At 66.5% G+C, this 12338-nt stretch carries 9 protein-coding genes; all 9 read left to right on the plus strand.

The genetic code is table 11. The annotated features are described in order from the left end of the window. The first annotated feature begins 397 nt into the window (after positions 1–397). On the plus strand, positions 398–832 hold the full coding sequence (mraZ, locus tag HMPREF0298_RS04570) for a division/cell wall cluster transcriptional repressor MraZ (protein WP_006839943.1): 435 nt from the start codon (positions 398–400) through the stop codon (positions 830–832). Positions 833–1037: 205 nt separating this feature from the next. Then, positions 1038–2075, plus strand: a complete 1038-nt coding sequence (gene rsmH / locus HMPREF0298_RS04575; RefSeq protein ID WP_006839944.1) for a 16S rRNA (cytosine(1402)-N(4))-methyltransferase RsmH — start codon at positions 1038–1040, stop codon at positions 2073–2075. Then, positions 2076–2867, plus strand: coding sequence for a cell division protein FtsL (gene ftsL / locus HMPREF0298_RS04580; protein WP_006839945.1), 792 nt, complete (start codon positions 2076–2078; stop codon positions 2865–2867). It begins immediately after the preceding gene. A gap of 88 nt (positions 2868–2955) precedes the next feature. Beyond that, on the plus strand, positions 2956–4959 hold the full coding sequence (locus tag HMPREF0298_RS04585; protein ID WP_006839946.1) for a peptidoglycan D,D-transpeptidase FtsI family protein: 2004 nt from the start codon (positions 2956–2958) through the stop codon (positions 4957–4959). Positions 4960–5024: 65 nt separating this feature from the next. Beyond that, entirely contained in the window at positions 5025–6662 is a 1638-nt protein-coding gene (locus HMPREF0298_RS04590; RefSeq protein ID WP_006839947.1) for a UDP-N-acetylmuramoyl-L-alanyl-D-glutamate--2,6-diaminopimelate ligase, read from the plus strand. After that, positions 6649–8205, plus strand: a complete 1557-nt coding sequence (locus HMPREF0298_RS04595) for a UDP-N-acetylmuramoyl-tripeptide--D-alanyl-D-alanine ligase (protein ID WP_006839948.1) — start codon at positions 6649–6651, stop codon at positions 8203–8205. The genes HMPREF0298_RS04590 and HMPREF0298_RS04595 overlap by 14 nt, the downstream gene beginning before the upstream one ends. A gap of 6 nt (positions 8206–8211) precedes the next feature. Further along, the gene (gene mraY / locus HMPREF0298_RS04600; protein WP_006839949.1) at positions 8212–9321 is read left to right on the plus strand and encodes a phospho-N-acetylmuramoyl-pentapeptide-transferase; all 1110 of its coding nucleotides are present in this window, start codon (positions 8212–8214) and stop codon (positions 9319–9321) included. Then, positions 9318–10745 carry a UDP-N-acetylmuramoyl-L-alanine--D-glutamate ligase gene (gene murD, locus HMPREF0298_RS04605; protein WP_006839950.1) on the plus strand — a complete coding sequence of 476 codons (1428 nt, stop codon included), beginning with the start codon at positions 9318–9320 and terminating at the stop codon, positions 10743–10745. The genes mraY and murD overlap by 4 nt, the downstream gene beginning before the upstream one ends. 342 nt (positions 10746–11087) lie before the next feature. Further along, positions 11088–12338 (plus strand): FtsW/RodA/SpoVE family cell cycle protein (locus HMPREF0298_RS04610; RefSeq protein ID WP_006839951.1); only part of this gene is annotated, 1251 nt, incomplete at its 3' end.

Consider the following 12338-nt stretch of genomic DNA (forward strand, 5'->3'; position numbering starts at 1 on the left):
GGCTTTTTCTTACCCACCGACCCCCACCTTCTCCTCCCACTTTCTCCCACTCTCGCGGTACTCCTGCCGCCCCAGGGCCGTGATCTGCGGTAACACCTGGGGAAGCTGGTATTTCAGTGCTGTCTAGAGAATTGGAGTGGCTGATGTGAACCGCGTTTCAAGCGAGGGAACCGATTTTCAGGGGTAGATCCACCACCAATTTTTGTTCCGTTAACCTGCGATTTTCCAGAAGTTTTGCGACAGGACGCGCCTGGGTGTGGCGTTTGTGGGGGAAAGTGGGATAGAGTGGGGCGCAGCGGAGGGCCGCGGTGGCATCTTGACTACGTGCAACCACGATTCGCCGCTTCGGAAAAGTTGAACAGCCGTAGTCACAGAGTGAAGGAAGGTGGGCTTTCGGATGTTTCTGGGAACCTACACTCCCAAGCTCGACGACAAGGGGCGCCTGACGCTGCCCGCCAAGTTCCGGGAGGATTTGGCGGACGGGTTGATGGTGACCAAGGGGCAGGACCACTCTCTGGCGGTCTACCCCCGCGAGGAGTTCGCGGCCCGTGCCCGCAAGGCAGCTGCAGCTTCACGCACGAACCCGAAGGCGCGCGCCTTCATCCGCAACCTGGCTGCCAGCGCGGATGAGCAAACGCTCGATGGTTCCGGTCGCATCACGCTGTCGCCGGCGCACCGCGAGTACGCACACCTGTCCAAGGAGTGCGTGGTCATCGGCTCGGTCGATTTTCTCGAGATCTGGGACGCCGAGTCCTGGGCTAACTACCAGCAAGAAACCGAGGCTGCCTTCGCGGCAGCTGATGACGACGACATTCTCTCCGGCCTCCTGTAGGGCTGACTACCCCGCAGGCAGGCGCTGACCAACTGCGGAGAGCGTGTACGGACTCTGTCCGTGGCGTGGAGCGTTCTGGTGTACTTCCCCGACACCAGAACAGCCGCCTCGGGCAGGGCCCTATACGTTCCCCGACCGAGACACAGCACGACACACCGCACGACAACCGCGCACGACGGCCAGCCAAACCAAGGGGGTGGATCCAATGGCACACAAGGACAACGCTGCTCACATCGCGGATATGGACTTTCGAGTGGATCCCAACCACGGCCACGTTCCCGTCATGCGGGACCGCATGGCGGACTTACTCGCCCCGGCTGTCGAGGTGTTCGGTGCGGGCGCGGTCATCGTCGACGCGACACTTGGCGCGGGCGGCCACACAGAGCATTTCCTGCGGCGCTTCCCAGGGGCGTCGGTAATTGGTGTAGACCGCGACCCCGCGGCCTTGCGCGACGCGACCGAGCGCCTTGCTCCGTTCGCCGACCGCTTCGTCGGGGTGCAAGCGCGTTTCGACGACATCGGCACCGCAATCCGCGACCGCGACGGCGCCATCTTCGACGCCGCCCGGACGCACGGGGTAGCGGGCGCGTTGTTCGACCTCGGTGTCTCGTCCATGCAGCTAGACCAAGAGGAACGCGGCTTTGCCTACAAGGTCGACGCACCCTTGGACATGAGGATGGACCCCACGACGACGCTGACGGCGGCGGACGTGCTCAACACCTACAGCCACGGCGAGCTGGCCCGCATCTTAAAAACCTACGGTGACGAGCGTTTCGCCGGCAAGATCGCCTCACACATCCTGAAAGAGCGCGAAAAGGCCCCGTTTGAGCGCAGCGCGCGACTTGTGGAGCTTCTCTACCAGGCCATCCCGGCCGCAACCCGGCGTACAGGCGGGCACCCGGCAAAGCGGACGTTCCAGGCGCTGCGCATCGAGGTCAACGGCGAGCTCGACGCGCTGCGCGCGGTGATCCCCGTGATCACTGACCTGCTCGGCCCGGGCGGGCGCGCGGTGTTCATGAGCTACCAGTCGCTCGAGGACAAAATCGTCAAAAACGCCCTGACCTCTTTGACCACATCCACAACCCCAACCGGTCTGCCGATGGACTTGCCCGGCACCGCCGCCACGTTCCGCTGGATCACCCACGGCGCGGAAAAAGCGTCCGAGGCGGAAATTGACCAAAACTCCCGGGCAGCACCGGTGCGTGTCCGGGGCGTCGAAAAGCTTCGCACCGACAACCCGTAGATGACCATGATGACCACGACGAAAGGCAGCAACGCCATGGGAGCAAGCCGAGACCTCACCGCGGCAGCCCGCTCGGGCACAGCCACCCTCGAACGGCCGGCAGTGCGCCGCCCGCGCACGACGACGCCGCGGACGACGGCGACGCCGCAGCCGGTGCGTCGATACGCGCCTCATGCGCTGCACCCGCGCAACACCCAGGGTGTTGGCCGGCTCGGCTCCAAGCAGGTCGTGTCCGTCCGCGGCCGCAGGGTCGGCGAAGTAAGCGAAATCAAGCGCACCTTCTCCACCATGTCCGTGATCGCGGTGCCGCTGCTCATCCTCGGCGTACTCATCGCCATGTTCCTCTCGGGCCTGTCCACCTCGCAGTCCTTTACCATCCAAGAGCTCCAGTCTCGCGAGCGCGCGCTGAGCAACGAGGTGGAGACCCTCAACAGGGACGCGGAAAACGCGAAATCCTCGGCCGAGATCGCGCGCAAGGCAGCTGATGCCGGGATGGTCGTCTCGCACGCGCCCGGAATCCTGTCCGTGGGTGCCGACGGCGCAGTCGAGGAGACCCGGCCGTTTGACCCCGAGGCGACGCAAAAGATTGATGACGTTACCTCCGCAGGCGGCCAGCGCGGCACCGAGGACCGGGCGACCAGCGACCGCGACGCCACCGCCCGCGTCTCAGACAGCCTGACCTCCGTGCCCGGCGGCAACGTTCTGGACCAGGGCAATCCACCGGCACCGGAGGCTGCCCCGCTGGCAAACAACCTCGCGCCGTACGCGCCGCGCGTGGCAACCGGAAACTGAAGGGCGTGGCGCTGCCGTACACGGGGCTGCGCGGCGGGCAAGATGAAGTGCGATGTGAAACAACAACGAGGCAGGTGACTTAAGCGCTGTGAATACCCCGAGCGCCCGCCGCCGGCCGGAGCATCGCGGTGAGAGCACCCGCGTTGACAACCTCCGCCCGCAGCCCGGCCCGCACGCGCCCGGCCCGCAGTCGGGCCCGGGCGCGCCCCAGAAGGTGATCACGCGCAAGCGCGCGAGCTTCATCGCAGCTGTTTTCATTGTTGCCGCGGTTGTGCTCGTGGGTAGGTTGGCCTGGGTCCAAATCGTGTGGGGGCCGGACCTGCAGACCCAGGCTGAGGCGCAGCGCGCCCGGGTCTACATCGACCCCGCCCGCCGCGGCGAAATCATCGACCGCTCCGGCAACCAGCTCGCCTACACCATGCAGGCGCGCTCGCTCACTGTGTCGCCGGTCATGCTGCGCAAGGAGTTGCGCGAACAGCAGGAGGGGCAGGTGAGCGTCGACGGCCTGTCGGATGACGTCATCCAGGCCCAGGTCGACGCGCGCGTGGAAGACGTTCTGCGCACGATGGCCAACGAGATCCCCCGCATGATTGAGGGGGCGCACGCCACAGATCCGGCGGCCGCGCAGGCGCGAGTGAGCTCAAAAGACATCCTAGACAAGCTGCACGCGGATTCAAACTACGAGGTTCTCGTGCGCAATGTCGACCCGGATGTTGCCACCAAGGTGGCCAAAAAGTTCCACGGTGTCGCGGCGGATCACCAGGATATTCGCCAATACCCCAATGGGGCGGTCGGGGAGAACATCGTCGGCAAGGTCTCCATGGACGGCCAGGGGCAGTTCGGCCTCGAAGCGTCCAGTGACAGTGTCCTGACCGGAATTAACGGCAGATCCACGGAGGATGTCTCCGCTGACGGGCAGTCGATTCCGGGCACGCTGCGCGACGTTGTCCCGGCCGTCGACGGATCCCAGGTCAAGCTCACCATCGACGTCGATCTGCAGACGTTCGTGCAGCGCACCCTCGAGCAAGCGAAGGCGAACTCGCTGGCGAAGGACGCCGAGGCCGTCGTTCTCGACGCTCACACAGGCGAGGTTCTCGCGATGGCCAACACCGGCACGATTGACCCGAATGGTGATTTGCAGAAACAGCTCGCCGAGGGGCGCAGCTTTGATAACAACTCCATTTCGCACCCCTACGAGCCGGGGTCTGTCGCCAAGGTGATCACGGCAGCGGCCGCCATCGAGGAGGGGCTGACAAACCCCACCGAGGTGCACCAGGTTCCCGGCTCCATCGACATGGCCGGCGTGACGGTCAAAGACGCGTGGTCTCACGGCGTGGCCCCCTACACCACGGCGGGGATCTTCGGTAAGTCCTCCAACGTGGGCACGCTGCAAATCGCGCAGCGCCTCGGCGAGGACAAGTACTGGGACTACCTGCAGCGCTTCGGTATCGGACAGTCGACGGGAATCGAGCTCCCCAACGAATCTGCGGGCCTTGTACCGGTGCTCGAGCAATGGTCGGGCGGCACCTTCGCCAACCTGCCCATTGGCCAGGGCATGAGCTGGACGACGCTGCAGATGGCCAGCGTGTACCAAACCCTGGCCAACGGAGGCGAGAGAATCGAGCCACGCATTATCTCGGAGGTCATCGGCCCCGATGGGCAGTCGATGGAGGCTGACGCCCCGGCGCGCACCCGCGTGGTCAGCGAGGCCACCGCGAAGACGACGGTGGACATGTTCCGCTCCACGTTCCAGCAGGACCCTATGGGTGTGAACTCCGGTACCGCCCAGGGCAACGAGATCGAGGGCTACCAGCTGGCGGGAAAGACCGGCACGGCCCAGAAAGTCAACCCCGAAACCGGGGCATACACGCAGAACCAGTTCTGGATCACCTTCGCCGGTGTCGCGCCGGCCGACGACCCCAGGTTTGTCGTCGCCGTCATGCTGGATGAACCGCAGCGTGGCCCGCTCGAGGGCGGATCGGGCGGCCAGTCGGCCGCGCCAGTCTTCCGTGAGATCGCGTCGTGGCTGCTCAATCGCGAAAACATCCCGCAGAGCCCGCCCTCCGAGCCGTACGTGCTCGAGCAGCGTTAACCCCTTTTTTCATGCAAGAGGAATAGAAAAGACGTAGGACCACTACCGAGAGGCGAGGAGACCAGGTGGACCACCGCAACGAGAACAGTGCCGCGGGCGCACCCCAGGCGCCCGTGCCGCTGCACGAGCTCGCACGCATTGCCGGAGCCGATGTCGCGTCTTCGGCTGATAACGGTTGGGCTGGCGTAGCGATTAGCTCCGTGGGGCTCAACGCCCGCGAGGTCGCGCCGGGAGGGCTGTTCGCCGCCCTGCCGGGCACGCGTGTCCACGGCGCGCAGTTCGCCGCGGAGTCTCCCGCGCGCGCCATCCTCACCGACCGCGAGGGCCTGGACATCGTCGAAGCGGCAGGGGATCGCCGCCCCGTGCTCGTCGTCGACGACGTCCGCGCCGTGCTGGGCGAGGTCTCGGCGCACGTCTACGGGCACCCCTCGCGCCGCATGACACTTATCGGGGTCACCGGCACGTCGGGCAAGACGACCACCACCTACCTGCTGGAGCGCGGGCTGATCGCCGCCGGCGCCCAGGTCGGGCTAATCGGCACGACGGGGACGCGCATCCGCGGCCGCGACGTGCCCACCTCCCTGACCACGCCGGAGGCGCCCACCCTGCAAGCGCTGTTTGCGCGCATGGCGGCCGAGGGCGTGACGCACGTGGTCATGGAAGTCAGTTCGCACGCGCTGAGCCTGGGGCGCGTGGACGGCACCTCGTTCGACGCGGCCGGTTTTACCAACCTCAGCCAGGATCACCTCGACTTCCACCCGACGATGGATGACTACTTCCAGGCGAAGGCAGCGTTTTTCGATCCCTCATCGCCGGTCGCCGCGTCGGCAAGCGTCGTGTGCGTCGATGACGAATGGGGCGAGCGGATGGCCGAGCTCGCGTCGCACCCGCTGCGGGTGGGAACCCACGGGCAGGAAGGGCTCGACTGCAGCGCGCGGCTGACCGCGGTTCGCGACAACGGGGCTCAAGACATCGAGCTGCGTATCGACGGCCAAACTCACGAGTTTACGCTGCCCCTGCCCGGGGCATTCAACGTGGCCAATGCGGCGCTGGCGACGGCGCTGGCGCGCGTGGTGGGCGCGGACATGCCGCAGTTTGTCCGCGGGCTCGAAAACGCCGCCGTGCCGGGTCGCATGGAGCGTATCGACGCCGGCCAGGACTTCGTGGCGGTCGTCGACTACGCGCACAAACCGGCCGCGATCGCCGCCGTGCTGGAAACGCTGCGCGAGCAGGTCGACGGCAGGATCGGCATCGCGGTCGGAGCCGGAGGCGACCGCGACACCACGAAACGCGCCGTGATGGGCCAGCAGGCGGCCACGCGCGCCGACCTCGTGATCGTCACCGATGACAACCCGCGCACCGAGGATCCGGCCGCGATCCGCGCTGCTGTTTTGCGCGGCGCGCGGGAGGCCGGCAGCGGCGCCGAGATCAGGGAATGCGGCCCACGCGCCGAGGCAATCGACCAGCTTGTGGCCTGGGCACTGCCCGGCGACGCGATCGTGGTTGTGGGCAAGGGCCACGAGGTGGGGCAAATTGTCGGCGACACGACACACCACTTCGACGATCGCGAGGAGATGCGCAGGGCACTGGCCGACAACGGCTACGGTGAAAATGATGCTCACGGCACCCACCAGCCGGACGGTCTTCACGGGCCGCAAGAGCTTGCAGACGGTAAGGACTTCTTCGCACATGATCCCACTTGAGTTAGCCGCGATCGCCAGGATCACGGGCGGCAGACTGAGCGACGATGCGGACCCGCACGCGGTAGTCGACGGGTTCGTGGAGTTCGACTCGCGCAAAATCACCCCGGGCGGCTTGTTCGTCGCCCTGCCGGGCAAGCATGTCGACGGCCACAACTTCGCGCGCGACGCAATTGCGCAGGGCGCGGCCGGAGTTCTCGCGGCTAAGGATGTCGGCGTGGCCGCGGTGATCATGCCCAAGGCCGCCAAGCGTGAGGGAGATAACTCCGGGCTCGCCGCAAACGACCCCGACGGTTCCGCGGCCGGAGTCGTCTCAGGCATGTCCAAGCTGGCCAGCTACGTGGCGTCCACGCTGACCGCAGAGCACGGCCTGTCCATCGTGGGTATCACGGGTTCCGCCGGGAAGACCTCGACGAAAGACCTCGTTGCCTCTGTGCTCTCCGCCGCTGGTCAAACCGTCGCGCCCCCGGGTTCCTTCAACAACGAGCTCGGCCATCCGTACACGGTGTTGCGCTGCACCGAATCGACGAAGTTCCTAGTCGCGGAAATGTCCGCGCGCGGCATCGGCCACATTGCGCACTTGGCGACGATCGCCCCGCCCAAGTTCGGCGTGGTGCTCAACATCGGTTCCGCACACCTGGGGGAGTTCGGTTCCAAGGAAAACATCGCTGCGGCGAAAGGAGAGCTCGTCGAGGCGCTGCCTTCGGCCGCGGAGGGTGGCGTGGCCATCCTCAACGCCGACGATCCCCTCGTCGCCGGCATGGCGCCGCGCACACGCGCGCGCGTGGTCACCTTCTCTGGGCAGCACGGCGCCGCCGACTATTACGCCACGGACATCTCGCTTGACGACGTCACGCGCGCCAGCTTCACGCTTCACTCACCCCACAACGAGCCGCAGCGCGTCGAGCTCAACGTCTTCGGCGCCCACCAGGTTTCCAACGCCCTCGCCGCCGCGGCGGTCGGCATCGAAAGCGGCATCGACGCCGCCACCGTTGCACGCAGCCTCAGCAGCGCGCACGGCGAGTCCGGCAACCGCATGGATGTGCAAACACGCGCCGACGGGGTCACCGTCATCAACGACGCCTACAACGCCAACCCGGACTCGATGCGGGCCGGCATCGCCGCGTTGGGCTTCACGGCCGCCGCGCGCCCCGGTGTGCGCTCCATCGCGGTGCTCGGCGAGATGGGGGAGCTCGGCGGCGACTCGGTCAGCGCGCACCGCGAACTCGGCAACGAACTGGCGCGCTACCGCGTCACCCACCTCGTCGCTGTCGGGGACAACGATGCGATGGACGCCCTGAAGGACCGCGCGCGGGATCGGGGCATCTACGTCGCCTCCGCCCGGGACGTCGAGGAGGCCACATCGCTGGTCCAGGCGATCCTGTCGGTGCCCCCAATGGGGGAGGAGGGTTGGTACGAGCGCGATGCGCGCGATGTGGTGCTGGTCAAGGCGTCGAATGCGCTCGGGCTGTGGGCGGTGGCGAACGCCCTGTTGCGAGGACATAGCATGGGAGTCCACAAAAATTTCGGAGACGGGGAGCGCTAAAGCACCATGGTTCAGATTTTCGTAGCGGGAGCCGTCGCGTTCCTCGTGTCGATTTTTGTCACGCCGCTGCTGATCCGGTATTTCCACCGGCGTGCGATGGGGCAGGAAATCCGAGAGGACGGCCCGAAGTCGCACGCGCGCAAGCGGGGCACCCCGACGATGGGTGGAATCGCAATCCTGCTGGCGATCACGCTGGGTTATCTCGCCTCGGGCCTGTGGTCGATGGCGACGGGGCACCGGGTGTTCAGTGCCACCGGGCTTATCGTGCTGGGGCTGACCTTGGCGCTCGGCGCGGTCGGCTTCGCGGACGACGGCCTGAAGCTCTTTTTCAAGCGCAACCTCGGGCTCAACAAGGCCGCGAAGCTTCTCGCCCAGCTCGGCATCGCGCTGGCGTTCGGCCTGCTCGTGCTGCAGTTTCCCGATGACCACGGATTGACCCCGGCCTCGACGAACTTAAGCTTCGTCCGCGACATGGACACCATCGATTTTGCGGCTGTCGGCGGAGTTGTCGGCGTGATCATGTTCTTGGTCTTCATTTACTTCCTGCTCGCCGCGTGGTCGAACGCGGTCAACTTGACAGACGGCCTCGACGGTCTGGCTGCCGGAACGACCGCGTTGGTGATGGCGGCGTACACGTGGGTGACGTTCTGGCAGTTCCGCAACTCCTGCTCCGTTACTCCGGGCCCTGGCTGCTACGACGTGCGCGACCCCCTCGACCTTGCTGTGCTGGCGGCGTCCGGCTTCGGCGCCTGCATGGGCTTTTTGTGGTGGAACGCCTCTCCCGCGAAGATTTTTATGGGCGATACCGGCTCGCTCGCGCTCGGTGGTTTGGTCGCGGGCTTGTCGGTGACCTCCAGGACCGAGCTGCTCATGGTCATCATCGGCTCCGTGTTCGTGATGGAGGCCGCGTCGGTGGTGATTCAGGTCGTCTCGTTCAAGGCGACCGGCAAGCGCGTGTTTCGCATGGCGCCGTTCCACCACCACTTTGAAAACGGTGGCTGGGCTGAACAGACCGTCGTAATCCGGTTCTGGCTCATTGCCGCGATGTCAGTGGCCACAGGGTTGGCGCTGTTTTATGGTGAGTGGTTGACCAAGGTCGGGGTGACCATGTCATGACGACGCGTGTTGAGGCTGCGCTGGTGCCCGAAACGCTGCGCGCGGGTGTTCTCGTCGCCGGCGCCGGCGTCTCCGGCCGAGGCGCCGCGCGGTTGCTGGACGCGGTCGGGGTGAGGTGCGTTGTGGCCGACGATAACCCGGCACACCGCGAGCGAGTCTCCCGTGAGACCTCCGCGATAGCGGTCGATACCGTCGAGGCCGAGGAGCGCTTTGGAGAGGTCTCCGTCGTGGTGACCTCCCCGGGGTGGCGCCCGGACGCACCGCTGTTGGTCGCAGCACAGCGGGCGGGCCTGGAGGTGATCGGAGATGTTGAGCTGTGCTTCCGGCTCGATCGCGCCGGCGTGTTCGGCCCTCCCCGCACCTGGCTCGTGGTGACGGGAACGAACGGCAAGACCACGACGACGGGCATGCTCGCCTCCATCATGGGCGAGGCCAGCAAGGACTCGGGTCTGCGCGCCCAGGCCTGCGGCAACATCGGCGTCGCAGTGAGCGATGCGCTAGTCGACGCCCATCGGGTCGACGTGCTGGTTGCCGAGCTCTCGAGCTTTCAGCTCCACTGGTCGCAGGAGCTGGTCCCGGATGCGGGCGTGCTGCTCAATCTCGCCGATGACCACATTGACTGGCACGGTTCCTTCGCCGCGTATGCGCACGCCAAGGCGAAGGTTCTGCAAGCACGCGTTGCCGTTGCGGGTGTCGATGACGCGGAGGTGGCGAAGCTCGCGGCGCGCACGGGAAGGGACGACCTGTATGGCTTCACCCTGGGTGAACCTGGCCCGCGGCAGGCGGGGGTGCTCGGCGACAGGCTGGTTTTCCACAGCGGCACCGAGGTGGAGGAACTTGCGTCTGCCACAGGTATTGAACCGGCCGGGGTAGCGGGTGTCCTCGACGCTTTGGCGGCCGCGGCGGTCGCGGTCTCCCAAGGGGTGTCGCCGCAGCGCATTGACGACGGATTGCGCGCCTACCGGGTCGAGGGCCACCGAGGCGCGGTCGTGCACGCGGCGAACGGGATCAACTGGGTGGACAACTCGAAGGCGACGAACCCTCACGCGGCGGATTCCGCGCTCGCCGGTGCCGGGCAGCCCGGCACCGTGGTGTGGGTCGCGGGCGGTCAGCTCAAGGGAGCGAGCGTGGACGAGCTCGTGGCCACGCACGCCCACCTGTTTCGGGCGGTGGCCTTGCTCGGTGTCGACCGCGGCATCGTGCACAAAGCGGTGAGCGAGCACGCGCCCGGGGTGCCGGTCTTCGTGAGCGATTCGACGGACCCGGCCGAGGCGATGGACCAGTGCGTGCGTTTCGCGGCGTCTCAGGCCCGCCCGGGCGATACGGTGTTGCTGGCTCCGGCCGCGGCAAGCCTCGACATGTTTTCCGGGATGTCTGCGCGTGGCGACGCATTTGCCGCAGCTGCGGTGAGACACTGCGTGTAATTCCTACGCACCCCGTGTTGCTACTGTCGCTGGAGTGCTCTGGGGGGCTAATGTGACTGTAGTGAATTTCTTGCCGTCGGCCGATTCTCCGGCGGCGGGAGCTACAGCAACAGATGCGACGACGGCAGTGAAGGCAAAGAAGGCGAAGGGGCAGCTTTTATGACGACAACTCGAGGCGGGCGCCCACGGCACCCACGCGAGGCGGTGCCGCCGGCATCCCGCAGTTCCCAACGCTTCCAGAGCACGAGTCACGCCCGCCCTGCACAGCGCAAGCCTGTCCCGGCCGGGCAGCCGGGTCAGCGCACTGGTGTGGCTCGGTTGGCCGGCCGCATCCACGCTGCAATGGAATCCCGTCCGCTGACGGACTACACCCTGATCCGCACGATCGTCTTGGTCCTCGCCGGCCTCGGCGTGGTCATGGTGATGAGTTCCTCGATGGCGACGTCATTCGTCTCGTCCGCATCGGTGTGGTCGCAAGCGCTGCGCCAGACCGTCATGGTCGCCGGTGGCCTGTTCTTCTTCTGGACCATGCTCAAGATGCCCCCGGACCGGCTGCGACGATTCGCGCACGTCATCATTATCATCTCCGTGCTGTTGCTGATCCTCGTGCTCACCCCGGCTGGCACCGGACGCGACGAGGTGGGATCACAGTCCTGGCTTGTCGTCGGCCCGATCAGCCTGCAGCCCTCGGAGCTGGCGCGTGTGGCCATCGCCATCTGGGGCGCGAGCGTGCTGGCGAACAAGGACTACACCCGCCCCTCGAAGCTGGACAACGGTTTCGCGCCGTTTATCGCCGTAGCCATTGTTTGCGTCGGGCTGATCGGCCTGCAGGGCGATTACGGAATGGCCGTGTCGTTCTCCATCGTCGTCGCCTTCATCCTGCTGTTCGCGGGCATTTCCTGGCGACTCATCGGCGCCGCGGCGACGGTCGCGGCCGTGGGCATGGTGTTCGTCTTCTTTTCAGGCGGCTACCGCTCGAACCGCTTCCACGTCTACTTCGACGCGCTCTTCGGCCGCTTCGAGGACACGCGCGACATCGCCTTCCAATCCCACCAGGGCTTCTTGTCGCTTGCCGACGGCTCCCTGTTCGGCGTGGGCCTTGGCCAGTCACGCGCGAAATGGTTCTACCTGCCCGAGGCGCGCAACGACTTCATCTTCGCCGTCATCGGCGAGGAGCTCGGCCTCTGGGGCGGGGCCCTGGTGATCATCCTGTTCGGACTGCTCGCGTGGTTTGGCCTGCGCACCGCGCGACGCGCCCAAAACCAGTTCCAGGCCCTACTGGCCGCGGCTCTGACAACGGGCGTAGTCTCCCAGGCGTTTGTCAACATCGCCTACGTGCTCGGCCTGCTTCCCGTGACCGGCATCCAGCTGCCAATGCTCTCAGCCGGTGGAACCTCCGCGGTGATCACGCTCGCGGCGATGGGCATCCTTGCCTCGGTGGCCCGCCACGAACCGGACGCGGTGTCGTCGATGCAGAATTACGGCCGCCCTGCGTTCGACCGAATCCTGCGCGTCGGCGAGCCGAAGTCCCCGGGCCAGCTCGTCGAGGCCCGTGCCCGTCGCCACGAGCCGCGCGCCGCGGCCGGCCACCGC

It is taken from the genome of Corynebacterium lipophiloflavum DSM 44291 (assembly GCF_000159635.1).
Classification (GTDB): domain Bacteria; phylum Actinomycetota; class Actinomycetes; order Mycobacteriales; family Mycobacteriaceae; genus Corynebacterium; species Corynebacterium lipophiloflavum.

What these genes read in the sequence shown, in the direction of transcription:
- mraZ (WP_006839943.1), top strand. Translation starts at nt 398, where the DNA reads ATGTTTCTGGGAACCTACACTCCCAAGCTCGACGACAAGGGGCGCCTG.
- rsmH (WP_006839944.1), top strand. Translation starts at nt 1,038, where the DNA reads ATGGCACACAAGGACAACGCTGCTCACATCGCGGATATGGACTTTCGA.
- ftsL (WP_006839945.1), top strand. Translation starts at nt 2,076, where the DNA reads ATGACCATGATGACCACGACGAAAGGCAGCAACGCCATGGGAGCAAGC.
- HMPREF0298_RS04595 (WP_006839948.1), top strand. Translation starts at nt 6,649, where the DNA reads ATGATCCCACTTGAGTTAGCCGCGATCGCCAGGATCACGGGCGGCAGA.
- mraY (WP_006839949.1), top strand. Translation starts at nt 8,212, where the DNA reads ATGGTTCAGATTTTCGTAGCGGGAGCCGTCGCGTTCCTCGTGTCGATT.
- murD (WP_006839950.1), top strand. Translation starts at nt 9,318, where the DNA reads ATGACGACGCGTGTTGAGGCTGCGCTGGTGCCCGAAACGCTGCGCGCG.